Source organism: Thalassospira lucentensis, assembly GCF_032921865.1.
Taxonomy (GTDB): domain Bacteria; phylum Pseudomonadota; class Alphaproteobacteria; order Rhodospirillales; family Thalassospiraceae; genus Thalassospira; species Thalassospira lucentensis_A.
The window spans coordinates 2,826,588-2,851,417 of the sequence record NZ_CP136684.1; the positions used below are offsets into that span (position 1 = coordinate 2,826,588).

Consider the following 24,830-nt stretch of genomic DNA (forward strand, 5'->3'; position numbering starts at 1 on the left):
GGCAGGTGATTTTCTACTTTCGGACCAGTACCGCCAAAAGCTTGTCGAGGAACTTTTCGCAGCGCGCGAGCTGGTCGAGTTCGATGAATTCGTCGGGTTTGTGGGCCTGTTCGATGCTGCCGGGGCCGCAGACGACGGTGGGGATGTCGCCCATTGCCGAGAATACGCCGGCTTCGGTGCCAAAGCTGACCTTGCCGGTGGTGTTGGCACCTGTCAGTTCCATGACCAGTCTGGTGACTTCCTCGTCATCGCCGGTGGCGAGGCCGGGCATATCGGATACGACTTCGATTTCAACCCCGACATCGTCATAGGTTTCGCGCATTTGCGGGATCAGGGTATTGTCGAGATAATCGAAAATCAGGCCCTTAAGCTCGTTGCGGTCATGATTGGGCAGGTTGCGGAATTCAAAATCGACATAGCAATTCTGCGGGATGATGTTGAGCTGTGTGCCGCCATGGATCACGCCGCTATGGAAGGTCGTATGGTTGGGAACGAACTCGTCATCATGCGGGCCTTCGTTGCGGAATTTTTGGCCAAGGCGGCGCAGAAAGACGACAAATTCCGATGCAAATTCAACTGCATTGACCCCTTCGCCCGGAAGGGATGAATGACCGGAACGTCCGGTAAAATGCGCGCGGGCAGAATATTTGCCCTTATGCTGGGTGATGACCTGCATGTTGGTCGGCTCGCCCACGATGCACATGGCGGGTTTGTGGGGCAGGGCATTGATCGCTTCGACCAGGCTTGGCACGCCAAGGCAGCCGACTTCCTCGTCATAGGTGAAAGCCAGATGGATCGGCACGCGCAAATCGGCATTTTTGAAGGTTTCCGCCTTGGCCAGCAGACAGGCCAGAAAGCCCTTCATGTCACATGCGCCGCGGCCATAAAGCCTGTCGCCGCGGATATCGGTGGTGAAGGGATCGGATGCCCAGTTCTGGCCTTCGACCGGAACCACGTCGCTATGGCCTGACAGGATCACGCCGCCATCAACCGCGGGGCCGATGGTGGCGTAAAGGTTCGCCTTGCTTTTGGTTTCGTCAAACACGACCGCGCACAGATAGCCGAGGTCCTCAAGATAGCCTTGCGCCTGTTCGATCAGGGCAAGGTTCGGGGTCAGGCTAACACTTGGATGGCTGATCAGTTTAGCGAGCCAGTCAAGGGTTGCCTCGGACGGCATAGCGGTGGTGTTGGCGGCACTCATTCGACGAATTGTTCCTTAAGAATGCGTTCTTCCAGATTGTGTTCGGGATCGAACAGCAATTTGATTTTCATGTTGCTGTCTTCGCGGATGATCACGCGCGAGACATCGCGAACCTCGGTATAGTCGGCCACGGCGGAAACCGGACGTTTTTGCGGGTCCTGCACATCAAAAACAACTTCGGCACCGTGCGGCAGAAGTGCCCCGCGCCAGCGACGCGGGCGGAACGGGCTGATCGGGGTCAGGGCCATAAGGCCGCTTCCCATCGGCAGGATCGGACCGTGTGCGGACAGGTTATAGGCCGTGCTTCCAGCCGGTGTGCAGACCAATGCGCCATCGCAGACCAACTCGGCCAGCCGTTCAACCCCGTCGATCTTGATGCGAAGTTTGGCAGCCTGTCGCGTTTCGCGCAGAAGCGATACTTCGTTGATCGCAAGCGCACACATGCTTTCGCCCTGCATGGTGTGGGCTTCCATCTGCAGCGGGTGCAGTTCGACGGTCTGGGCTTCGGCAATGCGTTCGGGCAGATCCATTTCACGGAATTCATTCATCAGAAAGCCGACCGTGCCCCGGTTCATGCCATAGATCGGCACCTTGCGGCCCATATAACGATGCAGGGTTTCAAGCATGAAACCATCGCCGCCAAGCGCAACAATGACATCGGCGGTGTCCGGCGAAACATGGCCGTAGCGATGTTTCAGGCGATACATCGCGTCCTGGGCAATTTTGGTGTCGGCAGCGACAAAGGCGATGGAATGAATATGCATCTGCTTTCCGATCGAATGCGATCCTGTCATCGCATGCCACCATAATCGTGTCAGGGTGGCGTTTGGCCTGGTCTTGATACGCGTTTCCATGCCGTTTCCGGCCGGATATGGGAACCGTATTACGGCCCCGCAATCCCGTAATAGAGACTGGTTTGCTTGGAATTGCAAGGGGCTGGATCATCTGGCAGACGGGGATGCTGTGTGCAGGGTCACGTTGGGTGCAATGTGCTCTCGTATTGACGTTGGGGCAAAAACAGGGGAACCTTGGGCAGCCTTATCAAACATGGCACAAGATATAAAAATCATGAGCAAACCGCCCTTTAGCATTACGACCGCACTGGCCCGGATTTCCCATCCGGATGACCCGGTCGATGAAGGTGCGATTGAAAATGCCATTGCCGAACATGGCCAAAACGCGCTGACAACGCGTCAGCCCCGCAATCCGCAGGCAACCCGCAAGCTGATCCTTGATGCCGCATTCTATGAAATCCGCATGGCAGGGTTTGCCGGGGCATCGATCAACCGGATTCTGGACCGTACCGGCACGACCAAGGGCGCGCTTTATCATCACTTTCCCGGCAAGGCGAAACTCGCCTATGCCGTGATCGAGGAATGCCTGCCGCAATATATCGATGATGTCTGGCTAAAACCGCTGGATGGCGAGGAAGATATCCTGCCGGTCATGATGGGGCAGGTCGATAGCCTTGGTACCAAGGATGCACCGAAACTGCTTGAAGGTGGCTGTCCTCTGGCGAGGCTGGCGTCGGGGGCGGCGGAACTTGATGAAAATCTGCGCAAGCGGATTGATGGGGTTTACCGATACTGGCGGCGCGGACTGGCGCTTCATCTGGGCCATGGGCAGTTCAATAAAACCATCCGCACCGACATCGAACCGTCCTCGGTGGCGGAATTCATCATCGCCACCCTGCATGGCTTTCTGACCCGCCCGCCTGCATTGCGTAACAGCGAAACCCACGATGCATTTGCGCGCGAATATGCGCGGTATCTGAACGGGCTGAGACCTTAGCGTTTAAAGGCAAAAGGGCTGCTCAATTAACGGTATTTCAATATATAACAAAAAATAACTGTTATTTTAGATTAATTGACATTGTATACGTGGTGATTATATAAGTTTCACAGATTTCTAATTCACCAAATCGGAGACAGGCCCCATGCGTTCTCTTATTCTTTCTGCTGCTGCGGCAGTGGCGATTGTCTTTGGCGGCGCGGCAGCACAGGCCGAGCGCCTGACGGAAAAGCCGCTGGTCGATGCCGCATGGCTTTCGGATAATCTGGAAAACCCGTCATTGGTGGTTGTCGATATCCGCTCGTTGACCAAAGAAGGCAGCCCCTATGATGCCGGGCATATCCCGGGTGCGGTTTTTGCGCCTTATGGCAAGTTTGGCTGGCGCGCCAAGGTTGGCGATGTTGTCGGCCAGTTGCCGCCGGTTGATGTGATATCGGCCCGGATCGGGAGCCTTGGCATTGATAATGACAAACAGGTTGTTGTCGTCCCGGCCGGTCAGAACAGCTCGGATTTCGGTTCGGCCACGCGTGTCTACTGGACCTTCAAGGTGCTGGGTCATGATGCCGTGACCATCCTTGATGGTGGGCAGCGTGCATGGGAAGCCGCTGGCAAGCCGGTCTCAAACGAGGCGGTTGCACCACAGGCCGTGGCCTTCAATGCCAATTTCCGCCCGGAGCTTCTGGCGACCGCCGATGACGTTGCCAAGGCGCGTGAAAATGGTGTTGCGCTGGTCGATGCCCGCCCGGTTTCGCAATATAAGGGCGAAAGCAAAAGCGGTGTTGTCGCTCGTGCCGGTGCCATTCCGGGGGCGGTCAATATTTCGCAGTCCGAGTTTTATAATGATCAGCAGGGTGCGTTTGTCGCATCCGATGTGATCGAAGGACTGGTGGAAAATGCCGGTGTTGCCAAGGACGGCGCAGAAATCACCTATTGCAATACCGGCCATTGGGCATCGGTTGCGTGGTTTGGCCTTTCGGAAGTGATGGGCAACAAAAACACCCGTATGTATGACGGCTCGATGACCGAATGGGCGGCTGATCCGTCGCGCGAAGTAGTCATTCCGGAATAATTCGGAAATACGGCGTAACGCCCCTATAATACATCATGTTTTGACGGAACCGGGGCCTCCCGGTTTCGTTCGTTTTCAGGTTTCCTGTCAGATAGAGCGTCACCACCATGTCTGAAACGACCCTTAATGTCCGTGCTTCGGGCTTTAGTTTTGACAAAGGGCCCGCAGCCGTCACGGCCATCCTGTTTGTGATTGTCGCGGTGCTGATTGCGCAGGCCATCGATATCCATCAGGCCGTGCTTTATGGCCTTGGCGGGTTGCTGGGCATTGCCCTTTATCATGCGTCATTCGGTTTTACCGGCGGCTGGCGGCGATTTTCGGTTGAAAAGCGCGGCCGTGCGATGCGGGCCCAGCTTTTGATGATCGGCGTTGCAGCGGCGGCATTTATTCCGTTGCTTGCCATTGGTGCACCACTTGGCACCCCGATTGTAGGGGCGGTGGCACCGGTTGGTGTTTCGGTTCTGGTCGGTGCATTTATGTTTGGCCTTGGCATGCAGCTTGGCGGTGGATGCGGATCGGGCACGCTGTTTACGGTTGGTGGTGGCAGCGCGCGCATGTTGCTGACGCTTGCATTTTTTATCATCGGGGCGGTGATTGGTACGGCGCATTTGCCAATGTGGCTTGAACTGCCATCCCTTCCGCCCATGAGCCTTGGTAGCGAGTTCGGTATCTGGGGCGGTTTGGGCGTGACCTTTGCCGGTCTGGCATTGATTGCGCTGATCACGGTCTGGGTTGAAAAGCGTGCGCATGGTTCGATTGAAGCCGCACCGGCCGCACCGCGTGCGGGCTTTGCCCGGTTGCTGCATGGTCCATGGCCGATGGTCGGGACCGGTGTGCTTCTGGCGGGGCTTAACGTGGCAACGCTTTTGAGCGCGGGGCATCCATGGTCTATCACGTTCGGGTTTGGTCTTTGGGGGGCGAAGATCGCCCAAGGCATTGGCATTCCGGTCGAAACCTGGGAATTCTGGAACTGGGCCGGTCCGGCCAAGGCGCTTTCAAACTCGGTACTGGCGGATAATACCTCGGTGATGAATTTCGGCATCGTGATCGGGGCGGCATTGGCCGCAAGCCTTGCGGGCAAATTCGCGCCCAAGGTCAAGGTACCGTTTGCATCGCTTCTGGCGGCAGCGATTGGTGGAATATTGATGGGCTATGGGGCGCGTCTGGCATTTGGCTGCAATATCGGCGCGTTCTTTAGCGGCATCGCATCGGGCAGCGTGCATGGCTGGCTCTGGTTTGTTGCCGCCTTTGCCGGTAGCTGGATCGGGATTGCGCTTCGCCCGGTATTTGGCATGGACGGATTTAAAAAGTCATGAGCGAAAAAAATACAATCCTGTTTGGCGCGGTTTTCCTCGCGGCCAGCGGCGCGGTAGCGTTTGATCATTTCAGTCACACCAATGCCCCCGCCAATCCACCCGCAATCAGCAACCCGGCCAATAAACCTGCGACGGGGGGCAATCCATGTGCGGGGAACCCGTGCGGATCGAACCCGTGTGCTGCCAATCCTTGTGCCGGATATAACCCTTGCGCAGCAGCGCCGTGCGGTGCCAACCCCTGTGCTGCAAGTCCCTGTTCAGCCAATCCGTGTGCTGCCAGTCCGTGCGGCGCCTACAATCCATGCGGGGCAGGGAACCCGTGCGCGGCTTCGCCCTGTGGCGCCGGATACGCCCCCGCACCTTGTGCGCCGGTAAATCCCCGCAGCGATTATATGAACCCGTGTGCTGCAACCAAACCGTGTGCAGCGGCAAATCCTTGCGGGGCATATAGCCCGTGTGGGGCAGCGAGCCCTTGTGCGGCCAATTAAGTCTGCGGCGATTAAAAATAAAACAAGCCCGGCGCGCTTAATTGCCGGGCTTGTTTGCCTTTTACGCATGGATCATTTGAAACAACCCATTTGACAAGTGATGAAAACTCTGCGCATGGTGCCCTTGTTATCTGATCGCTCCAGAAGCGTAGAGGGGACTTTATTGGCCTCGCCTGTTGAGTGATCTACCGGAAAACCGCATTGAAGGGCCCTACTACGCGGGCTTTTCCGAAAGAATATGCAAGGCGCAGAGCTGACGTAATACATTCAAGGGCCGATTCCCTTCCCTTTGCTGCCGCAATACCAAGAGATACTTTTATTTGACCCAATTTTCGGATCTCGGCCTGGCCGAGCCCGTCCTTCGAGCTCTCAAGCATGAAGGGTATGATGTGCCCACGCCGATCCAGGCACAGGCCATCCCATCTCTCCTTGAAGGTAAAGACCTTCTGGGGATAGCACAGACCGGCACTGGCAAGACTGCTGCTTTTGCACTGCCGATTCTGGACCGTCTTTCCAAAAACGAAACCCGCACTCCGGCGAAATCGTGCCGTGTGCTTGTGCTTGCGCCGACGCGCGAACTGGCTGCCCAGATTGGCGACAGCTTCCGTGCCTATGGCCGCTTCATGAACACCACGGTTGCCGTTGTTGTTGGCGGTGTCGCACATGGCCCGCAGATCAAGGCGATTACGCCGGGTGTCGACGTTCTTGTCGCAACGCCGGGCCGTTTGCTTGATCACATTGATGCAGGCAAGCTCAAGCTGAACAATGTCGATGTCGTCGTGCTCGACGAAGCCGATCACATGCTTGATCTTGGCTTCCTGCCGCCGATCAAACGCATCATCAAGATGTTGCCGCGTGATCGTCAGAACCTGTTCTTCTCGGCCACCATGCCGACCCAGATCGGTCAACTTGCCGGTGATATGCTTTCCGATCCGGTCAAGGTTTCGGTGACCCCGGTTGCCACGACCCAGGAACGTGTCGAGCAGTCAGTCTATATGATCGAGAAAAACCGTAAGCGTCAGCTTCTGGCGGAATTGCTTGATAACCCGCTTTTCAAACGTACTCTCGTTTTCACCCGCACCAAGCGCGGGGCGGATCGTGTGGCGCGTCATCTTGAAAGCTGCAAAATCAGTGCTGCCGCGATTCATGGCAATAAAAGCCAGAATCAGCGTGAACGTGCACTGAATGCGTTTAAAGATGGTCAGATCGGCGTTCTGGTCGCAACCGACATTGCCGCACGCGGCATTGATGTCGATGGTGTGACCCATGTTGTGAATTTCGAACTTCCGAACGTCCCGGAAAGCTATGTGCACCGTATCGGTCGTACCGCCCGCGGTGGTGCCAGCGGTTCGGCGATTGCATTCTGTGACGAGGAAGAACGCGGTCTTTTGCGTGATATCGAAAAAACCACCCGTCAGTCGATCCCGGTCATCGATCGTCGCGATGCCAAGGCAGCCGCCGAGCAGGAAGCGATTTCGAAAGCCGAGCGCGATGCCAATCCGGACCGTCGTGCCAGTAATGGCAACGGTAGCGGACGTGGTCGCAATGGTGGTGGTCGTCCGGGTGCTGGTGGTCGTAATGGTCAGGGTCGCAATGAGGCCCGTGGTCGTAATGATCGCAATGACCGGAACAATGATCGCCGTCGCACCGAAGAAACCACGCGTGATGCAGCCAATGGTTCGGAAAATTCCGGCCGGTACAAGGGCGGTATCAAAGGTGGTGCGGATCGCAACGAACGCAATGATCGCAATAACGAGCGTACTGATCGTGCTGCGGCCCGTCCGCAGGGTCGTGATGGTGTGCGCCGTGACGGTCGTGATAGCCGCGATGCCCGTGATACCCGTAACGCCAATGGCGATAACCGGGTTCGTACGCCCAAGAAGGTGGCTTCGAACGGCGCGGGCGGCGGTGACAACCGTATTGCATCGAACCTTTCATTCCTTGGCAGCTCGGACGAGCGCCGCACGACCGGCAACGGTGCGAGTGCAAATGGTAAACCGGGCAATTCCGGCAAACCAGCAGCCCGCAACGCACGCCCCGGCCGCGCGCGCCCCGGCAAGCCAGTTGGTGGTCGCCTGGGCGCACGCCCGAATGGTGAGCGCCGTTCTGAAAACAATTCCGGAAACCGCAGCAGGCGCGAAACCGCCTGAGGCAGCTTTCCAAACTGATTGGTGCATCCACGCGGGATGCACCGTAACGCCAATCGACACTCTAAAGGAGATTTAAAGATGGCAACTGGTACCGTTAAATGGTTCAACGCAACCAAAGGCTTTGGTTTCATTCAGCCGGACGAAGGCGGAAATGACGTATTCCTGCACATCAGCGCCGTTGAACGCGCTGGTATGAACCACCCGCAGGAAGGCGACAAGATCAACTACGAACTGCGCACCGACTCCCGTTCGGGTCGCGTTTCGGCTGACGATCTGACCGCTGCCTAATTCGGTTTGCCTTCGCTTGCGAAGGCGCTGATTTGCGAAACCCCCATCCGGGTAACCGGGTGGGGGTTTTGTTTTATCTGTACGTTTTATGTGGCCATACCCTAGGGGCGCAGGAATGCGATATTGGCCCGGGTCGCGGCGCTAAGTACATGAAAATGCATGGCATCGCGTGCGCCCGATGGATTGCGGTCGCGTACATAGCGCAGGATCTGTTCATGTTCGCGCAACGGTGCTTTGATTGCGGCGGCATTGGCAAAGGGCAGCATCTGGTTTTCATGGATGGTTTGGGCGGCGGGAAAGATCGCGGCGGCAAATAGCGGATTGCCCGATGCGGACAGCAGGATTTCATGAAATTCAGTGTCAGCATTGGCCGCGGTGATCAGGTCGTCGGCCTCGAATGCGGTTTGCATGTCATCGATGCTGCGTTGAAGGGCGATCAGGTGATCGCGCGTGCGGGCCTGTGCGGCAAGGCCTGCAACATAGGGTTCGATCGCAAGGCGGAATTGATAGACCTGTGCGGCCTGGCGTTTCTGATTGTCATCGCGCGGCAATCCGTCATGCGGGTCGGCGATATAGGCCCCCTTGCCCGCCTGAACCCGGATCAGTCCCATGGCTTCGAGTGTTGCCAGGGCTTCACGCAGGCTGGCGCGGCTGATGCCAAGGGTGGCGGCCAGTTCGCGCTGGGCCGGTAAAGAGTCGCCGGGGCCTAAGCCGTTGCTTTTAATCAGGTTGCGAATGGCGCGCGCGGCGCGTTCCGGGGCGGTTTCAATGCGTGACATGCGGATTCCATAACTGGTCTGACCAGTAGTGCCAAAATTTTTCCGACGCGAAAATCCAATATATTTAAGGTTTGTAGCTTTAATCAGCTTGCCATTTTTCGCAAGTGCGAAATTTACCCATGGACAATAGCATAAATTTTATGCAGTTATTTTATACAGATTAAAAATAAGTCGAATAATCCACTTTCATACGGGTAGAGGCAAATGAACAAATTTCTGAAATCAACCATCGCCGCGATTGCCATGATTGCGGCCCCGCTGGCCGGTGCATCGGCAGGGGCACTTGATACCATCAAGGAAGCCGGTGTTTTGAAGGTCGCCGTGCCGCAGGACTTTCCGCCGTTTGGCACCGTGGGTGCGGATATGCAGCCCAAGGGGTATGACATCGATATGGCGGCGCTCATTGCAGATGACCTTGGCGTGAAACTTGAACTGGTGCCGGTCGCATCGAGCAACCGCATCCCGTATCTGACCACCGGCAAGGTCGATCTGGTGATTTCAAGCCTTGGCAAAAACCCGGACCGCGAAAAGGTGATTGATTTCACCGATCCGTATGCACCGTTCTATAACGGCGTTTTCGGTCCGGCTGATATCGCGGTCAAGGGTGCCGAAGACCTTGCAGGGCATTCGGTTGGTGTAACGCGCGGTGCGATTGAAGATCTGGAGCTGACCAAGATTGCCCCGGCGGATCTCGAAATCAAACGCTACGAAGACAATAACGGGACGATTTCGGCCTTCCTTTCGGGGCAGGTTGACCTGATTGCGACCGGTAACGTTACGGCGGCGGCGATCATCGAACGCAACCCGCCGCGCAAGCCGGAACCGAAATTCCTGATCAAGAACTCGCCCTGCTATGTGGGGCTGAACAAGGAAGAGGACGCATTCAAAGCCAAGGTCAACGAGATCATTGCGGCATCGATTGCCGATGGCCGTCTGAACGCGATTGCCGAAAAGTGGCTTGGCATTCCGTTACCGGAAAAGCTCTGATCCTGACTTGATTGCCTGATGGCTTCACCCCTGACCGGATTGCTTGGTTTCAATGGCTTATAAATTCGATTTCGGTGCAATCGTTCCCCATTGGGAATTGCTGCTTGATGGGGTTGTGCTGACAACCGAACTGACCGTCATTGGGGCCGTTGTTGGCGTCAGTCTGGGAACTTTGGGGGCGTGGGCGCGCGCATCGCGTGCCCCCGTCATCAGCCAGATCGTCGGCATATATGTGGAACTGATCCGCAATACGCCGTTTCTGGTGCAGTTATTCTTCATCTTTTTCGGGCTTCCGGCGCTTGGCGTGAAGCTAAGTGAATTTCAGGCCGCCGTTCTGGCGATGATTGTCAATCTTGGGGCCTATTCGACCGAAATCATCCGGGCGGGTATTCTTGCGATCCCCAGGGGGCAGATTGAGGCCGCCCAAAGTCTTGCGATGAGCCGGGTGCAGATTTTCCGCTATGTCATTATCCGTCCGGCGCTCAAGAAAATCTGGCCGGCGCTTTCAAGCCAGATCGTGATTGTCATGCTGGGTTCGTCGGTCTGTTCGCAGATCGCGGCCGAGGAGCTGACCTTTGCGGCGAACTATATCCAGGCCGTCAATTTCCGTGCTTTTGAGGTCTATTTCGTGGCGACCGCACTTTATCTGGCGATGTCGGTTCTGCTGCGCTGGGTTTTGAAGATATTCGGCAACTTCCTGTTTGAACGGCGCAGTCATGTCTGAATTTACCCTTTGGGATATTGTTTATAACCTGCTGCTGGCAGCGCGCTGGACGGTGTTGCTGTCGCTTACGGCCTTTGTGCTGGGCGGGATTGTCGGGCTTTTGCTTTTGATGGTTCGAACCGCGGGCAATCCGTGGGTGATGCGATTGGTGCGCGGTTATGTTGAACTGTTTCAGGGCACGCCGCTTTTGATGCAGCTATTCATCGTGTTTTTCGGTCTGCCGCTGATCGGGATTGATGTATCGCCCTGGATCGCGGCGATGCTGGGGTTAACGCTGTTTACCAGTGCGTTTCTGACCGAAATCTGGCGGGGGTGCGTTGAATCCATCGGGCTTGGCCAATGGGAAGCATCGGCAAGCCTTGGCATGAATTTCCGCCAGCAGATGCGTTACATCATTTTGCCGCAGGCGCTTCGCATTGCGGTGCCGCCGACGGTCGGTTTTTCGGTGCAGGTGGTCAAGGGGACGGCGGTTGCGTCGATCATCGGGTTTGTCGAACTGACCAAGGCCGGGACCATGATCACCAACGCGACCTATGCACCGTTTACCGTCTATGGCTGTGTGGCGGTCATGTATTTTCTGATCTGTTTCCCGCTTTCGCTTTATGCCCGCCATCTGGAAGGAAAACTTCGTCATGTCGCTCGTTGAACTGCACGCTATCCACAAAAGCTTTGGCGAGCTGGAAGTCCTTAAAGGCATTGATCTTAAGATCGAGGAGGGGCAGGTGATTGCCCTGATCGGGAAAAGCGGATCTGGCAAAAGCACGCTTTTGCGCACGATCAACGGCCTTGAAACCATCAATGACGGGACGATCATGGTGGCGGGAAAGAAGGTTGGTGACCGCGATACGGATCTGCTGACCCTGCGGCTTAATGTCGGCATGGTGTTTCAGCAGTTCAATCTGTTTCCGCACTACACCGCGCTTGAAAACGTCATGCTGTCGCCGCAGGTCGTGAAAAAGCAGTCAAAGGCCGAAGCCAAGGACGTAGCCGAGGAAATGCTGGCCAAGGTCGGACTTGCCGACAAGATGATGCATTACCCCGATCAGCTTTCAGGCGGGCAGCAGCAGCGCGTGGCGATTGCGCGCGCCCTGGCCATGAAGCCGCGTGTGTTGCTGTGTGACGAGGTCACATCGGCCCTTGATCCCGAACTGGTGAACGAGGTTCTGGCTGTCGTGCGCCAGCTTGCCGAGGAAGGCATGACATTGGTCATGGTGACCCATGAAATGCGGTTTGCGCGCGAGGTTTGCGACAAACTGGTCTTCATGCATCAGGGCCGTATTCATGAAAGCGGTGCGCCTGAGGCGGTTTTTGCCAATCCGAAAACCCCGGAACTTGCCAGTTTTGTCGGTGGGCTTTCCTGAGCCGGTTGTGCGATTTGTGACAATTTCACAGGTTTGCAATTAGGGGTATTTCCTGTCGGCGGTTGATCATCTAAAACGTGCTTTGGGCTTATGATGAGGCGGGGGCACGAAATTGCGCGATCAGACCGGCACGGCACAGGATGGCGGACATCCTGAAAACGGAAATCTTCGGCCGGTATCTGGTGTAACCGCCTTTCTGGATCGCTATCCTTTTCTGGTGCTTGGCCTGCTTTTGATGGGGGCGTTTACCGCGTCTTCTGCGGCACCGCTGGGCGGGCTTTATGTCATTGAGGGATTGGGGGAGCCGCCATGGAAGGTCAGCATGGTGGCAATCGTTCAAGTCGTCGTAACCCTTCTGACCAACCGGGCATTTGGCCGCGCGATTGACCGGGCCGTGCCGATCAAGGCGCTTCTGATCACCAGCATCGTCTGCTTTGCCAGTGGCATGGCGATCCTTGCGACGTTTCAGATTTACTGGGTCTATCTTTGCCTTGCCTCGATCCTGCTTGGCATCGGGTCTGGGGCGCTTTCGGTGATGTATTCGTTTGGGCGTCTGTTTGCCGAACAGACCGGGCGCGACGTCGTAAAATTCAACGGGTTTCTGCGCATGCAGACATCGCTTGGCTGGATGGTTGGCCCGGCGGCGTCATTATCGGTCTTCGGCGCGTTTGGCTTTACGGTGACCTATTACAGCATCGCAGCCCTTGGAGCGGTGTGGTTCATCGTATGTTTGTTCATCGTCCCGGCGGCATTCAAAACCCATCATCCCGGTTCGCTTGTGACGGGCAAGAAAATCCCGTTCAATTTTGGATTGCTTCTGGCCTGTGTGCCGGTGTTTTTCATCGGGGCGGGCAATGTCGTGTTCGTAACCGCCATGCCGCTTTATTTCACAACCGAACTTGGGCTTATTGCATCGGCGGCTGGTTTTGCCCTGACGGTGAAATGCTTTGTCGAGGTGGTGGTGATTTACTACTGCGCACATCTGATCAGAAAGATCGGCGAGCGCGGCGGCATGATACTGGCCGCCGTGCTTGCCGCGATCTTCTTCGGGCTGATCTATAACGCGACCAGTCTTGCCGATGTGCTGGTGCTTGGGGCCCTTGACGGGATTTATTACGGCATCTTTGCGGGGATCAGTATGACATTTGTTCAAAACTTCGCCCCTGATCGCCCCGGCGTCGCAACCAGTTATTATGTCAGCACCCTGTTCATCGGTGGCCTTGTCGCCAATCTTGCAACCGGTTTCATCGCAACGTGGTATTCCTTCCAGGCAACCGTTCTGGTGGCCGGTGGTTTCGCGCTGGTTGGCGGGGTGGTGTTGATGATGATGAAGGATGCCAAGGCAGCGCATGAAACGCCAACAATCGCCTGATGGCTTGACTTTATCATCTGCCTGACGATTATCGCGCCATGTCTGAAAATACATCAAATAAAGCGGCGATGCGGCCGCGTATCCTTGTCGATGCGGATGCCTGTCCGGTGAAGGCGGAATGCGAACGCGTGGCCGAACGCCATCGTCTGGAAATGATCATGGTGTCAAATGGCGGTATTCGCCCGTCGCGCAATCCGTTGGTCCGGATCGTGATTGTGCCGCCGGAACCCGATGCGGCCGATGACTGGATTGCCGAAAATGCCGTCAAGAACGACGTGATCGTGACCAACGATATTCCGCTGGCATCGCGGGGGCTTGAAATCGGCGCGCGCGTGTTGCGTCCGAATGGCCAGGAATTTACCGAGGCGAATATCGGCAATGCACTGGCCGGGCGCGAAATCGCCGCCCATATGCGCGAAGTCACTGGGGAGCAAGGCCGCAATGCGGGCTTTACCCAAAAAGACCGGTCGAAATTTTCCAATATGCTGGAAGTAACGATACAGGCCGCCCTGCGCCGTTAAGCGCAAGGCGGCCTGCCACAGGTCCCGGTCGATCATCTGAGGGAGTACGACCGGGCTTCCCCCCTGCGGAACGTAATATCCCTAGAACGGATAGTGGCGTTTGCCGCTTTGGATCGTGATCCAGCGCATTTCGGTGAATTCATCAATTGATGCCTGCGATCCGAAGCGGCCATAGCCGCTGGCTTTCACCCCGCCAAACGGCATCTGGGCTTCGTCCTGTACGGTCGGGCTGTTGATGTGGCAGATGCCGCTTTCGATCCGTTTGGCGACTTCCATCGCGCGCGGGATGTTGGTGGAAAAGACGGCAGATGACAGTCCATATTCGCTGTCATTGGCGATGCGGACAGCTTCGTCTTCGTTACCCGCACGGATGACGACACAGACCGGGCCAAAGCTTTCCTCGGCATAAATCCGCATCGCGGGGGTGACGTGATCCAGCAGGGTCGCATCCATCAGAACGCCATCGCGCGCCTTGCCGGAACCTGCGACCAGTTTTGCCCCCTTGGAGACGGCATCCTCAACCAGTTCTTCGATCCGGTTGACGGCTTCGGCATTCACGACACCGCCCAGAATATGTTCGGCCTTTGCCGGGTCACCAGCGGTCAGCGTTTTGGCCTTGGCGGCAAGTTTGGCGACGAAATCATCGGCAACCGCATTGTCAACGATCAGGCGCTCCGTCGACATGCAAATTTGGCCCTGATTCATATAGGCCCCGAATGCCGCGCCATTAACCGCCTCGTCAATATCGGCATCGTCCAGCACAAGGAAGGGTGCCTTGCCACCCAGTTCAAGCAGAACCGGTTTAAGATGTTCGGCCCCCAGTTTGGCGATGATGCGGCCAACGCGGGTTGAGCCGGTAAAGTTGATACGGCGCACTGCCGGATGGGCGATCAGGGTTTCGACGATTTCCGGGGCGTCTTCGGGGGCGTTGGTCACGACATTGATGACACCGGCCGGGGCGCCTGCCTCGACCAGACATTCGCCAATCAGGCGATGCAGGGCGGGGCACAGTTCGGACGCCTTCAGCACCACGGTGTTGCCACAGGCAAGCGGCATGGCAATCGCGCGTGTGCCAAGGATGACCGGCGCATTCCATGGCGCAATGCCCAGAACCACGCCAACCGGCTGACGAATGCCCATGGCCATCAGGCCAGGCGTATCGGACGGGATCAGGTCGCCCTGAATCTGCGTTGTCATCGCACCGGCTTCGCGCAGCATATTGGCGGCCAGATGGGCGTTGAAGCCACCCCACATGCGCGTACTGCCGGTTTCTTCAAGTACGAGGCGACCAAAATCATCGCCTTTGGATTCCATGATGTCGGCGGCCTTCAGCAGGATTTTGCGCCGAGCGCCTGGACCCATTTTTGACCATTCCGGGAAGGCGGCGGCGGCGGCATCGGCGGCCTTGCGCGCATCGGCGGGGCTTGCTGCAGCGGCGATGGTTGCGACCTCGCCAGTGACCGGGTTCTTGCGTTCGAATGTCCGGTTGTTGGCGGCATTCACGGCTTCGTTGTCGATCAATAGTTTGGCATCGTTCACGACGTTTCTCCTGACTTCTTTATGTTCTGCTGTGCGGTGATAACGCATGACATTGTATCACCCAAGGGCTGCAAGAGCCTTTGGTACAGCGTTCCCGGTTTTCCCGCTTTGGCGTCGTATTCAGGAAGATAGATACAAAAAATCTTTCATCTACTTTGATGTTCAAAGTAAATCCTCGACGTATCCTCCTGCCCGTTTCTTCGCGCGTGTGAAATAACGGGAACGCATTATTCGATATGTCTTGTTATTTTTGACGGTTCCTGAACCGCGATATTAGTAGGCGCTGGAACGCTTCCAATGTAAAGACAGTCAAATTGACATTTTAAGACGAAAAATTGTATTATTTTACATATAACCATTTGGAATATTTCAGGATCAAAAAGGCATGGTTTCACCGGAAGGGGCAGAAGATCATCGCGCCACGCCAATCGGCGTGCGGTCGTTTGACGATCCGATTCCGGTGACAACCCAGGCACTGATGGACCGGTTTGATCATGGGTTATCCGCGCAGGACTGGGTGATGAATGACCCCGCGCGGCGGGATCGGTGTTATGCGGTTTTGATTTTGTCGGGGCGGGCGCGCATTCGGTTGCGTCAGGGTATGATTGATTGCCGTGCGCCGGCACTTGTGTGGTTGCCGCTGGGCGAAACGCAGGCGATTTCGGTTTCGGCCGGGGCGGATGGCTATCTGCTGTCGGTGACTGATGATCTGGTGGCGCGCCATTGCGGGGGCGGTTCAATCGGCACATCCATGCTGCCCTTGGTCGGCGCGGGGCTGCCGTTACGGTTTGCGGCCGATACGGTTCATAACGTCACCCCGGCCGAGGGCAGTAACAATCTGGCGTTACTGGCGCGCAGTTTTGATGCGATCCGGGCGGAGCTTATGCAGAACGCGTTTGGGGCGGGGATGGTGGTCGGGGCGCATCTTCAGATCATCCTGACCATGGTTCTGCGTCTGGCCGAGGGGGTGATGGAACAGCGTGACAAACATCGCCCCGGTTCGATTACGTTTCAGCGGTTTTTGCAGGCGCTTGAACTGCATTTTCGCGAACACTGGAACATTGCCGATTACGCCACGGCTCTTGGTGTCAGTGAAAGGCGGTTGGGGTCGGCGGTGATGCGGGCGACGGGCAAGCCGCCCCTGACACTTGTGCATGAGCGGATTATCCGCGAAGCCTGCATGCGGCTGGAACAAAGCCCGCTTGCGGTGGCGCAGATTGCCTATGGACTTGGTTTTCGCGATCCGGCCTATTTCAGCCGGTTTTTCAAACGTTACATGGGCGAGGCACCCGGCGCCTACCGCCGCCTGCGTCGGGCCGAGGAACGGGCGCGCGACCATACCTTTGCCGCGTGGCCATAAAGGCGCGGAAAGCCAAATGTCGCAGAATTGTCGCAAGGCTTCACAGTTTTTTGATGCTGCTTCGCAAACCAATTGCCATTTTTTGATCTTATTTGTCGGATCACATCGTAACATTAGTGAAATATGACATCTGACAGGATTGATTGGTGAGAAAAGGCAGAAATTTTATTCTGGGCCTGCTTGCAATGCTTGTGCTGCCGTTCGGCATCAGCCTTGCGCAGGACCCGCCCGCCGAAAAGGCGGAAAAGCGCCAGACATGGCGTAATGCGCCGCGACATTCATCGGGTGTAGCTCCTGATCCGGCGGCAAATGCCGATATTGCGATTGTGCAGGTGATGGCAGCCCATACCTATGGCTGGCGCGGTTATTTCGCGGTTCATCCGTGGATCATCTATAAACGCGCCGGTGAAACCAGCTATACGCGGTATGACGTGGTTGGCTGGGGCGGTGGCAATGTGGTGCGCAAGAATTATGCCTTGCCCGATGGCTTGTGGTTCGGGTCTGAACCGCAAATTCTTGCAGATCATCGCGGCGAGGGTGTGGATGACCTGATTGATCAGATCGAAGCCGCGATTGAAACATATCCCTATCCGGATCAGTATCGCAGCTATCCGGGGCCGAACAGCAATACCTTTGTCGCCCATATCGGGCGCAAGGTGCCCGACCTTGATCTTGATATGCCGGCCAATGCAATCGGCAAGGATTTCCGTGCGATCACCGATCCGGTCGGTTTATCGCCCAGCGGGCAGGGCGTGCAGGCCAATCTGTTGGGGTTGTTTGGTTTTTCCATCGGTCTTGAAGAAGGGATCGAGTTGAACCTGCTGGGGCTTAATATTGGCATCGATTTCAATCGTCCGGCCTTGCGCCTGCCGTCTGTCGGGCGGTTGGGCATGGATAATGTCGCCCCGGTCGGCGATGTCGAGCCGGTGGAAGCGGCAGATGCAGGGGATGCTGGAGTACCGGCGTATTGATTTCATCACCCCAACGATAAAGCCCCGCACATTTTGATGTGGCGGGGCTTTGTTCTTTCGGGCTTCTTTGGCGAGTCAGTCAGCCAGCTTTACCAACATCTTGCCTGTATTTTGGCCCTTGAACAGATCGATAAAGGCTTTGGCGGCATTTTCCAGTCCCATGAGTACGGTTTCGCGGCTTTTGAGTTGCCCGCTTCGCACCAAATCGGCCCCTTCGCGGACGAAATCGGGGTAACTGCCCCAATGGTCGCTAACGATGAAGCCTTCCATCTTTGCGCGTTGTGTCGTCAGTCTGAACAGGTTGCGTGGCCCGGGTTGCGGGGATTTGTCATTGTAATGCGAAATCATGCCGCATACGGCAATCCGCCCGCCAGTATTGATATGATCAAGGGCGGCCTCAAGATGCGCGCCGCCGACATTTTCATAATAAACATCGATGCCCTGCGGGGCGACTTCGCCAAGGCTTCCTGAAAGGTCGTCGGTATCGCGGTAATTTATTACCGCATCAACCTTCAATTCAGTGCGCAGCCATTTTGCCTTGTCCCTATCACCGGTCGATCCGATAACCCGGCATCCCTTGGCTTTTGCCAGTTGGCAAACCGCAGAGCCGACAGCCCCGGCGGCGGCAGAAACAAAGACGGTATCATCTGTCTTGCAATTGGCAATCCGGTTTAACCCGACCCAGGCCGTCATGCCGGGCATCCCCAGCACGCTTAAAAATTTTTCCGGGGCGATGTCGGGCATATCGGGAATGGGGTGCAGATAGTCAGCTTCAAGCAGCGCATGGCTGCGCCAGCCAGTCATGGAGGTAACAAGCGATCCTTCGGCAAAGCGTGGATCGCGGCTTTCGATGACCCGGCCAATCGCGTGGCCTTCAAGCGGGGCATTCAGTTCGAACGGCGGGATATAGCTTTTGCGTCGGGTCATGCGACCGCGCATATAGGGATCGACCGACATCCAGATATTTTCAATCAGCACTTCGCCGATTGCGGGCCTCGGCAACACGCTATCCCTTACGGTGAAGTCGTCTCTGGTGGGAACACCATCCGGGTAATGTAAAAGGTGGACTTCCTTTGCTGCAATGCTCATCGGGGCCTCCTTGGTCGGTTCAACGCACGCTAGGATGTGCCCGACGTAGGAGCCTGATCGCCATTCCGCAATGGTGGATTTCCGGCGAACTTCAATTAAGGGTTCAGGAAATAAATCGCCCCGTTCAGCAGGGTGGCGAAACCAACCCACAATGCATAGGGCACCAAAAGCATTCCCGCCAATTGATCGATCCGCCAGAACATTGCGCAATTGATGATGATCAGGATCAGCAACGGCACAATATCAATCAGCCCCAGAAGCGGCGATTGCGCCCCGAAAAACAGAAATGACCACAGAAGGTTCAGGGTGAGTTGTGCGGCATATACCGCGAACGGCCCCTTTGCCCCGTCAATCCCGCGCTTTAGCCAGACGCGCCAGCCGCTAAATGCGATCAGGAAATAAATCAGGCTCCATGCCGGTCCGAACAGCCAGTTGGGCGGATTGAAGAACGGTTTTTGCAATGTCGGGTACCAGTCATTGACACTGGTCGCCGTTACCGCACCGCCTGCAGCCGAGATGATCAGACACAGCACCATGAACGCAATCAGCGCAAAAACGCGCGTGCGGTGATTGGGCCGGAAGACGGTTTCGGTGCTGTTGATCATCTGATGCCCCTGATTGCCAATTGACTTCCAATAGATTGGTGAAAAACGATTTTTCGCAAGGGGCGCAGTTTTGGATCAGCCAAAGGGATCATATGTCCCGAAGCTCCAGATATGGCCTTCGGGGTCACGTGCGGAATAAACCTTGCCGCCGTAATCCTGTTCTTCAAGTGGCATGACGATTTCGGTGCTGGCGGCAACGGCGTGGGCATAGTGAAGGTCGGCATCGGGGACGATGATATAGATGCTTTGGGTTACCCCGCCAATATCATTGGGGCGGCGGGTCAGTTTGCCGTAAGTGCTGTCGCGGGCCTGACCCAGCATGATCATACCATTGCCCAGAACCAGTTCGGCATGTTCGACAATGCCGTCCTCGTTTTGATAGATCGCGTGTTTTTCAAAGCCGAAAGCGCGGCACAGAAATTCTATCGCGGCTTTGGCGTCGTCATAATGCAGGGCGGGAATAATATTCCCGTGGGTTTTGGATGCTTTTGCAGTATTCGGGTCGGTCATGACAATGGCTCCGTTTCCATCGGTGCGTTCAACCCTGTCCATTTATGATTATGCCATATAACCCGCGACAAATTAAGTTGCTTAAGTGACTAAAATCACAGCCGAAGCATGTGTAAATATAATATTCAATATTATAATCTGACTATTCCCGAGCCTGCTTTGATTCAACTCATGGTCGAGGCGAGGGCAAGGGGTTCCTTGAAAAGAATAAAACGTTGCCAACATGTCGGGTGATGACCCGACACTGGTATATGGGGATGGAAATGTTCAATCTGAATTCAATGAAGATCGGCACGCGAATGCTGATCATCGTCGCGGGGGCAATTCTTGCTGCCCTGCTGGTTGGGGCATTCGGTCTGACCGAATTGCGCAGCAACATGCTTGAGGATCGCAAGGCCAAGACACAGAACCTGGTTGAATCGACAATCAGCCTGATTGGGCATTTCCATGCGATGGAACAGTCCGGCGAACTGACAACCGAACAGGCCCAGAATGCGGCCAAGGCAGCGGTGGCGGCCCTTCGGTATGATGAAACCAACTATTTCTTCGTGTTTGATTATACACCGGTTGTTCTTATTCATGACATCAAGAAGGATCTTGTTGGCAAGAATCTGAGTGATGCGGTTGATGGATCGGGTAAACACCATTATCGCGAATTCGCCCGTGTCGCCAAAGAAGAGGGGCAGGGCTTTGTCGATTACACCTATCAGGTACCGAATTCTGACCAGCTTCGCCCGAAGCTTTCCTTCGTCAAGGCTTTCAAGCCGTGGGGCTGGGTTGTTGCCACCGGGATTTATATTGATGATGTGAACGCGGTCTTCATGCAGAGCATGCTGGTCATGGGACTGGTTGCACTGGCGGTTCTGTGCGCAGTTGTTGGCGTGTCGTTGATGATCAGCCGCGGGATTACCCGCCCGCTTTATGCGATTTCGGAAAACATGCTGCGTCTGTCGCAGGGCGATCACAAGATCGACGTCAAATATACCGATCAGAAAAGCGAGATCGGCGATCTGGCCCGCGCAATGGATATCTTCAAATCGAAAACAATCGAAATGGAAGAAATGCGCGAAGCGCGTGAAGAGCAGGAGCGTGTTGCCGAGGAAGAAAAACGCGCCGCACTTCGCAAAATGGCCGACAGTTTCGAGGCCAGCGTCGGGCAGGTGGTTGCACAGGTTATTCAGGCATCGGGTAACATGCAGCATTCCGCCAATGCGATGACCGATACCTCTAAACAGGTCGGACAGCGTTCGACCATTGTTTCCGCGGCTTCGCAGGAAATGTCGAGCAACGTAGAAACCGTTGCATCGGCAGCCGAGGAATTGAGTGCCTCGATTGCGGAAATCAGCAATCAGGTAGCGCAATCATCCAGCATTGCCAATGGGGCGGTTCGGACATCCGAGGACACCCACCAGAAGATCGAACTTCTGGCCGAGGCGGCAAACCAGATTGGCGAGGTCGTTTCGCTGATTACCGACATTGCCGAACAGACCAACCTTCTGGCACTTAACGCGACCATCGAGGCGGCGCGGGCCGGTGACGCCGGCAAAGGCTTTGCCGTGGTGGCCAACGAGGTCAAGAACCTTGCCAACCAGACCGCCCGTGCGACTGAGGATATCCGATCCCAGGTCGGTGATATTCAGGTTGCGACATCCAACGCGGTAACGGCCATTGCCGAGATTGCCGAAACCATCCGCCGTCTTGACGGTGCGACAACCACGATTGCAGCAGCCGTTGAAGAACAGGGTGCTGCAACCCAGGAAATCGCACGCAATGTCGAACAGGCCGCACATGGCACCCGTGATGTTTCGGAAAACATCACGGGTGTTTCGTCGGCCGCCGATGATGCCGAAAAACTTTCGAACGAGGTGCTTGGCCTTGCCGAAGGTCTTGGGCGTCAGGCGGCGGTTCTGAACGATGCCGTCGAAGCCTTCCTGGCCGAGGTTCGCAGCGCCTAAGTTGCGGGTTCGCAAAATCATTGACGCCGCCAGCCTTGCTAAAAGGCTGGCGGCTTTTTTATGCCGCGGCTTTGCGGCCCCAGACCGGGAACGGATCGGGCAGGGATTTATAGCGGGCGGGTTCGAATTTTCCGGCGTTAAGCGCCTCGTCCTCGTCTATCAGGCAGTCCGCAAGGCGGGCGCGCAGGGCGGCTTCGTTCATCTGATCTGCAAGACCGATAAAGACGATTTCCTGCCGACGGTCGCCAAAGGTCGGGTCCCAGTTTGATAAAACTTTATCGCGCCAGTCATTGTTGTCGGGCCAGCGATCACGCGGTACGGCGCACCACCATGTGCCAAGGGCCTCGTGCTTTACCGCAGCCCCGGCCTGACTGATTTCGCCAACCCAGTTCGGGCGGGTGGCGATCCAGAAATGCCCCTTGGCGCGCACGATGCCCGGCCATTCGGAATGGATGAAATCGTAAAATCGTTTGGGATGAAACGGCAAGGGGGTGCGGAAGGTAAAGCTTTTGATGCCGTACTCTTCGGTTTCGGGCACATGGTCAGCAAAGCCATATAATTCCTTGGCCCAAAGCGGGTGATCCTGTGCACGGTCGAAATCAAACAGGCCGGTATTCAGGATTTCACGCGGATCAACTTGGCCATGATCCGTTTCGATGATTTTGGCATCGGCATTGAGCGCGCGAATGATGCCAAGAACGATTTTGTGTTCATCCGCACCAATCAGATCAAGCTTGTTGAGCACAATCACATCGGCAAATTCGATCTGATCGACCAGAAGATCGACGATGCTGCGGTCATCTTCCTTGCCAAGGCTTTCACCGCGGTCATTAAGGAAATCGGTGCTGCTGTAATCGGCGATCATGCGGGCGGCATCAACCACTGTAACCATCGTGTCCAGTTGCGCGATATCGCCCAGCGACTGGCCGTTTTCATCGCGGAAATCGAATGTTGCGGCAACCGGCAAGGGTTCGGATATGCCGGTTGATTCGATCAGCAGATAGTCAAACCGGCCTTCTTCGGCCAGACGGCGGACTTCGATCAAAAGATCGTCACGCAGCGTGCAGCAGATACAGCCATTGGTCATTTCGACCAGCTTTTCATCCATGGCCGAAAGTGCCGCCCCGCCATCACGGATCAGGTCGGCGTCGATATTGACCTCGCTCATATCATTGACGATTACGGCGACTTTCAGTCCGGCGCGATTGTTCAGCACATGATTAAGCAGGGTGGTTTTGCCCGCACCAAGAAACCCGGACAGAACCGTAACGGGAAGGCGTTGCATGGCGGTTCCTTTTGAATGTTATGTTATAACATAACGTTTATCGGGTTTTGAGATATGAGGCAATAATGAAAATGCTCAGGTCGGATCAATGCTGAATCAACGCCGTGACGATGTCATCGCCATGCCGATGCATGAGGGACGGGCATGGCGACAAGGACAAGGATCATGGCTGGCTGGTAACCGTGCGGATATCGGCAAGCAGGTTGTTGAAATAGGGGTTCCATGTCAGGCGGGCGTGATATTTGCCCGGCGTTATCTGGCCCCATGCCCCGAACCACAATGTTTCTGAATCCTCTGGCACGGGAATGCCTTCCTGGCCATTTTCAAACATGATGTGACTGCCACGCATGCCATAATAGGGGTTCTCAGGCGCAAACAGCACGTTCATGTGGGAAAAGGTGCTTATGCGGTCATCAAGCAGATTACTGGAAAGCGCGGTCACACGGGGGTCGTCAAGGTTTGGCGGTGTTTCGCCGTACCAGACAAAACGCGACCGGGGATTGGTGAAGTGGCTTTGGAAGGCATCGAGTGTGGCGACAGGATCAAGGACGCTGTCATGCTGGCTCATGGTGATCAGCACCGGGCGGTTAAAATCCGCGCGGGTCAGATCGTCCTGAACCTTGCTGACGGTCTGGTAATAAAGGCTGGCCCCGTGCGAGGGCAGGGATTGGTAATTGGGAATATTGTCTTCGGTGTCGATATCAACCCAATCCCACAGATATGAAATTGCCGGGGCGAGAAACAGATACCCGTTTGACGGATAAAACCCCGGTGAAAACAGCAAAAGACCGTTCACATCTGGATCATGCGCGGCATAGCTGGTTACCAAATTTCCACCGGTTGAAAACCCGCCCAGCCAGACTTCGCCAACCTCGTTTTTCAGCAATGTTGTTTGGTGGGCAATGATATTTTCCCAATCGTCGAGATCCGGCAGCATTAGGTCAGCGGATTTCGTTCCGTGGCCGGGCAAAAGGATTGACCTGACAAGCCATCCGTCCTTTGCCATGGCTGTTGCGATATCGCTGAAATACCACGGGCTGGAACCAAGCCCGTGCACAAACAGAATGCCGCGTTTGGGTGTGGTTTCCGTGCGCATTTCAAAGGGCGCGTTCATATCGATTTCAAGATCGTGGTCGTCGCTGATGAAGGCGCGGTGCTTGGCAATCCATGTGCGGTTTTCACGCACATAGTCCGCAAAACTGTCCTGATCAAAGGGCGGAAGATCCGCGGAAGGCTCAAAGCGTGGGGAATCCGGGGGGACTGCGCATGACGCAATCAGTACAAGACAGGAAACCAGCAGACAAAGGCGGGGAAGCATGAACCCTCCATCAATGTTTGTTCGGGCCATCGGACAGAGAGTCACAAACGCACCCTCCGGCCTGATCAGGCGGATAGTGCGTTGGCTGACGTGAACGCCTACGTTTTCAATGATTTGTGGATCAGTTTAAAGGTGTTTTTGACCGTAAGTC

At 55.9% G+C, this 24,830-nt stretch carries 23 protein-coding genes; 14 read left to right on the forward strand and 9 right to left on the reverse strand.

Annotated elements, in window-relative coordinates; genetic code table 11:
• Positions 1-13: 13 nt before the first annotated feature.
• Both argE and R1T41_RS13655 read right to left on the reverse strand, forming a co-directional pair.
• On the reverse strand, positions 14-1,201 hold the full coding sequence (gene argE / locus R1T41_RS13650; RefSeq protein ID WP_097050831.1) for an acetylornithine deacetylase: 1,188 nt from the start codon (positions 1,199-1,201) through the stop codon (positions 14-16).
• Positions 1,198-1,965, reverse strand: a complete 768-nt coding sequence (locus R1T41_RS13655; RefSeq protein WP_062952983.1) for an NAD kinase — start codon at positions 1,963-1,965, stop codon at positions 1,198-1,200. Before R1T41_RS13655 ends, argE begins: the two co-directional genes overlap by 4 nt.
• A gap of 304 nt (positions 1,966-2,269) precedes the next feature.
• On the opposite strand from R1T41_RS13655, the gene R1T41_RS13660 reads away from it, so the two are divergent.
• From R1T41_RS13660 to R1T41_RS13680, 5 genes are all read left to right on the forward strand, one after another.
• Positions 2,270-2,992: a TetR/AcrR family transcriptional regulator gene (locus R1T41_RS13660; RefSeq protein WP_258547298.1), complete on the forward strand. Its 723-nt coding sequence runs from the start codon at positions 2,270-2,272 to the stop codon at positions 2,990-2,992.
• Positions 2,993-3,137: 145 nt separating this feature from the next.
• Complete coding sequence (locus R1T41_RS13665; RefSeq protein ID WP_062959302.1) at positions 3,138-4,061, forward strand: sulfurtransferase; 924 nt, start codon at positions 3,138-3,140, stop codon at positions 4,059-4,061.
• 107 nt (positions 4,062-4,168) lie between these two features.
• Positions 4,169-5,377 (forward strand): YeeE/YedE family protein, encoded by a 1,209-nt coding sequence (locus R1T41_RS13670; RefSeq protein WP_317337525.1) that lies wholly within the window; start codon positions 4,169-4,171, stop codon positions 5,375-5,377.
• An 877-nt stretch (positions 5,378-6,254) separates the two neighbouring features.
• Positions 6,255-8,015, forward strand: coding sequence for a DEAD/DEAH box helicase (locus R1T41_RS13675; RefSeq protein ID WP_317337526.1), 1,761 nt, complete (start codon positions 6,255-6,257; stop codon positions 8,013-8,015).
• Between the two features lie 78 nt (positions 8,016-8,093).
• Positions 8,094-8,303, forward strand: a complete 210-nt coding sequence (locus R1T41_RS13680; RefSeq protein WP_007090722.1) for a cold-shock protein — start codon at positions 8,094-8,096, stop codon at positions 8,301-8,303.
• A 101-nt stretch (positions 8,304-8,404) separates the two neighbouring features.
• On the opposite strand, the gene R1T41_RS13685 is transcribed toward R1T41_RS13680, so the two are convergent.
• Complete coding sequence (locus R1T41_RS13685) at positions 8,405-9,082, reverse strand: FadR/GntR family transcriptional regulator (protein ID WP_317337529.1); 678 nt, start codon at positions 9,080-9,082, stop codon at positions 8,405-8,407.
• A gap of 204 nt (positions 9,083-9,286) precedes the next feature.
• On the opposite strand from R1T41_RS13685, the gene R1T41_RS13690 reads away from it, so the two are divergent.
• From R1T41_RS13690 to R1T41_RS13715, 6 genes are all read left to right on the forward strand, one after another.
• Positions 9,287-10,069, forward strand: coding sequence for a transporter substrate-binding domain-containing protein (locus R1T41_RS13690; protein ID WP_062952669.1), 783 nt, complete (start codon positions 9,287-9,289; stop codon positions 10,067-10,069).
• Positions 10,070-10,121: 52 nt separating this feature from the next.
• Positions 10,122-10,793 (forward strand): amino acid ABC transporter permease, encoded by a 672-nt coding sequence (locus R1T41_RS13695; RefSeq protein ID WP_317337530.1) that lies wholly within the window; start codon positions 10,122-10,124, stop codon positions 10,791-10,793.
• Positions 10,786-11,439 (forward strand): amino acid ABC transporter permease, encoded by a 654-nt coding sequence (locus R1T41_RS13700; RefSeq protein WP_062952667.1) that lies wholly within the window; start codon positions 10,786-10,788, stop codon positions 11,437-11,439. Before R1T41_RS13695 ends, R1T41_RS13700 begins: the two co-directional genes overlap by 8 nt.
• Entirely contained in the window at positions 11,426-12,154 is a 729-nt protein-coding gene (locus R1T41_RS13705) for an amino acid ABC transporter ATP-binding protein (protein ID WP_317337531.1), read from the forward strand. The genes R1T41_RS13700 and R1T41_RS13705 overlap by 14 nt, the downstream gene beginning before the upstream one ends.
• Positions 12,155-12,266: 112 nt before the next feature.
• Positions 12,267-13,526, forward strand: a complete 1,260-nt coding sequence (locus tag R1T41_RS13710; RefSeq protein WP_249278003.1) for an MFS transporter — start codon at positions 12,267-12,269, stop codon at positions 13,524-13,526.
• A gap of 38 nt (positions 13,527-13,564) precedes the next feature.
• Positions 13,565-14,047, forward strand: a complete 483-nt coding sequence (locus tag R1T41_RS13715) for a YaiI/YqxD family protein (protein WP_114110971.1) — start codon at positions 13,565-13,567, stop codon at positions 14,045-14,047.
• Positions 14,048-14,128: 81 nt separating this feature from the next.
• On the opposite strand, the gene R1T41_RS13720 is transcribed toward R1T41_RS13715, so the two are convergent.
• Positions 14,129-15,586, reverse strand: coding sequence for an aldehyde dehydrogenase (locus R1T41_RS13720; protein WP_317337532.1), 1,458 nt, complete (start codon positions 15,584-15,586; stop codon positions 14,129-14,131).
• Positions 15,587-15,971: 385 nt separating this feature from the next.
• Between R1T41_RS13720 and R1T41_RS13725 the strand changes: the two genes are divergently transcribed.
• Positions 15,972-16,946 carry a helix-turn-helix domain-containing protein gene (locus tag R1T41_RS13725; protein WP_317337533.1) on the forward strand — a complete coding sequence of 325 codons (975 nt, stop codon included), beginning with the start codon at positions 15,972-15,974 and terminating at the stop codon, positions 16,944-16,946.
• 146 nt (positions 16,947-17,092) lie between these two features.
• Entirely contained in the window at positions 17,093-17,917 is an 825-nt protein-coding gene (locus R1T41_RS13730) for a DUF3750 domain-containing protein (RefSeq protein ID WP_247793864.1), read from the forward strand.
• 75 nt (positions 17,918-17,992) lie between these two features.
• Here R1T41_RS13730 and R1T41_RS13735 read toward each other — a convergent pair whose 3' ends face one another.
• From R1T41_RS13735 to R1T41_RS13745, 3 genes are all read right to left on the reverse strand, one after another.
• Positions 17,993-19,006 (reverse strand): NADP-dependent oxidoreductase, encoded by a 1,014-nt coding sequence (locus R1T41_RS13735; protein ID WP_317337535.1) that lies wholly within the window; start codon positions 19,004-19,006, stop codon positions 17,993-17,995.
• Between the two features lie 95 nt (positions 19,007-19,101).
• Entirely contained in the window at positions 19,102-19,611 is a 510-nt protein-coding gene (locus R1T41_RS13740; protein WP_097050821.1) for a TspO/MBR family protein, read from the reverse strand.
• A 75-nt stretch (positions 19,612-19,686) separates the two neighbouring features.
• On the reverse strand, positions 19,687-20,121 hold the full coding sequence (locus R1T41_RS13745) for a VOC family protein (protein WP_317337536.1): 435 nt from the start codon (positions 20,119-20,121) through the stop codon (positions 19,687-19,689).
• Between the two features lie 263 nt (positions 20,122-20,384).
• Between R1T41_RS13745 and R1T41_RS13750 the strand changes: the two genes are divergently transcribed.
• Positions 20,385-22,076, forward strand: coding sequence for a methyl-accepting chemotaxis protein (locus R1T41_RS13750; protein ID WP_247742094.1), 1,692 nt, complete (start codon positions 20,385-20,387; stop codon positions 22,074-22,076).
• A 58-nt stretch (positions 22,077-22,134) separates the two neighbouring features.
• Here the strand turns inward: R1T41_RS13750 and zigA are convergent, their stop codons facing one another.
• Together zigA and R1T41_RS13760 are read right to left on the reverse strand one after the other, a co-directional pair.
• Positions 22,135-23,361 carry a zinc metallochaperone GTPase ZigA gene (gene zigA / locus R1T41_RS13755; RefSeq protein ID WP_317337538.1) on the reverse strand — a complete coding sequence of 409 codons (1,227 nt, stop codon included), beginning with the start codon at positions 23,359-23,361 and terminating at the stop codon, positions 22,135-22,137.
• Between the two features lie 163 nt (positions 23,362-23,524).
• Positions 23,525-24,679 (reverse strand): alpha/beta hydrolase, encoded by a 1,155-nt coding sequence (locus R1T41_RS13760; protein ID WP_317337540.1) that lies wholly within the window; start codon positions 24,677-24,679, stop codon positions 23,525-23,527.
• Positions 24,680-24,830: the final 151 nt, after the last annotated feature.

Coding starts and splice junctions, on each gene's coding strand:
- R1T41_RS13670 (WP_317337525.1), top strand. CDS start 4,169: ATGTCTGAAACGACCCTTAATGTCCGTGCTTCGGGCTTTAGTTTTGAC.
- R1T41_RS13655 (WP_062952983.1), bottom strand. CDS start 1,965: ATGCATATTCATTCCATCGCCTTTGTCGCTGCCGACACCAAAATTGCC.
- R1T41_RS13715 (WP_114110971.1), top strand. CDS start 13,565: ATGTCTGAAAATACATCAAATAAAGCGGCGATGCGGCCGCGTATCCTT.
- R1T41_RS13735 (WP_317337535.1), bottom strand. CDS start 19,006: ATGAGCATTGCAGCAAAGGAAGTCCACCTTTTACATTACCCGGATGGT.
- R1T41_RS13750 (WP_247742094.1), top strand. CDS start 20,385: ATGTTCAATCTGAATTCAATGAAGATCGGCACGCGAATGCTGATCATC.
- R1T41_RS13660 (WP_258547298.1), top strand. CDS start 2,270: ATGAGCAAACCGCCCTTTAGCATTACGACCGCACTGGCCCGGATTTCC.
- argE (WP_097050831.1), bottom strand. CDS start 1,201: ATGAGTGCCGCCAACACCACCGCTATGCCGTCCGAGGCAACCCTTGAC.
- zigA (WP_317337538.1), bottom strand. CDS start 23,361: ATGCAACGCCTTCCCGTTACGGTTCTGTCCGGGTTTCTTGGTGCGGGC.
- R1T41_RS13695 (WP_317337530.1), top strand. CDS start 10,122: ATGGCTTATAAATTCGATTTCGGTGCAATCGTTCCCCATTGGGAATTG.
- R1T41_RS13700 (WP_062952667.1), top strand. CDS start 10,786: ATGTCTGAATTTACCCTTTGGGATATTGTTTATAACCTGCTGCTGGCA.
- R1T41_RS13745 (WP_317337536.1), bottom strand. CDS start 20,121: ATGACCGACCCGAATACTGCAAAAGCATCCAAAACCCACGGGAATATT.
- R1T41_RS13680 (WP_007090722.1), top strand. CDS start 8,094: ATGGCAACTGGTACCGTTAAATGGTTCAACGCAACCAAAGGCTTTGGT.
- R1T41_RS13665 (WP_062959302.1), top strand. CDS start 3,138: ATGCGTTCTCTTATTCTTTCTGCTGCTGCGGCAGTGGCGATTGTCTTT.
- R1T41_RS13760 (WP_317337540.1), bottom strand. CDS start 24,679: ATGCTTCCCCGCCTTTGTCTGCTGGTTTCCTGTCTTGTACTGATTGCG.
- R1T41_RS13685 (WP_317337529.1), bottom strand. CDS start 9,082: ATGTCACGCATTGAAACCGCCCCGGAACGCGCCGCGCGCGCCATTCGC.
- R1T41_RS13690 (WP_062952669.1), top strand. CDS start 9,287: ATGAACAAATTTCTGAAATCAACCATCGCCGCGATTGCCATGATTGCG.
- R1T41_RS13725 (WP_317337533.1), top strand. CDS start 15,972: ATGGTTTCACCGGAAGGGGCAGAAGATCATCGCGCCACGCCAATCGGC.
- R1T41_RS13740 (WP_097050821.1), bottom strand. CDS start 19,611: ATGATCAACAGCACCGAAACCGTCTTCCGGCCCAATCACCGCACGCGC.
- R1T41_RS13705 (WP_317337531.1), top strand. CDS start 11,426: ATGTCGCTCGTTGAACTGCACGCTATCCACAAAAGCTTTGGCGAGCTG.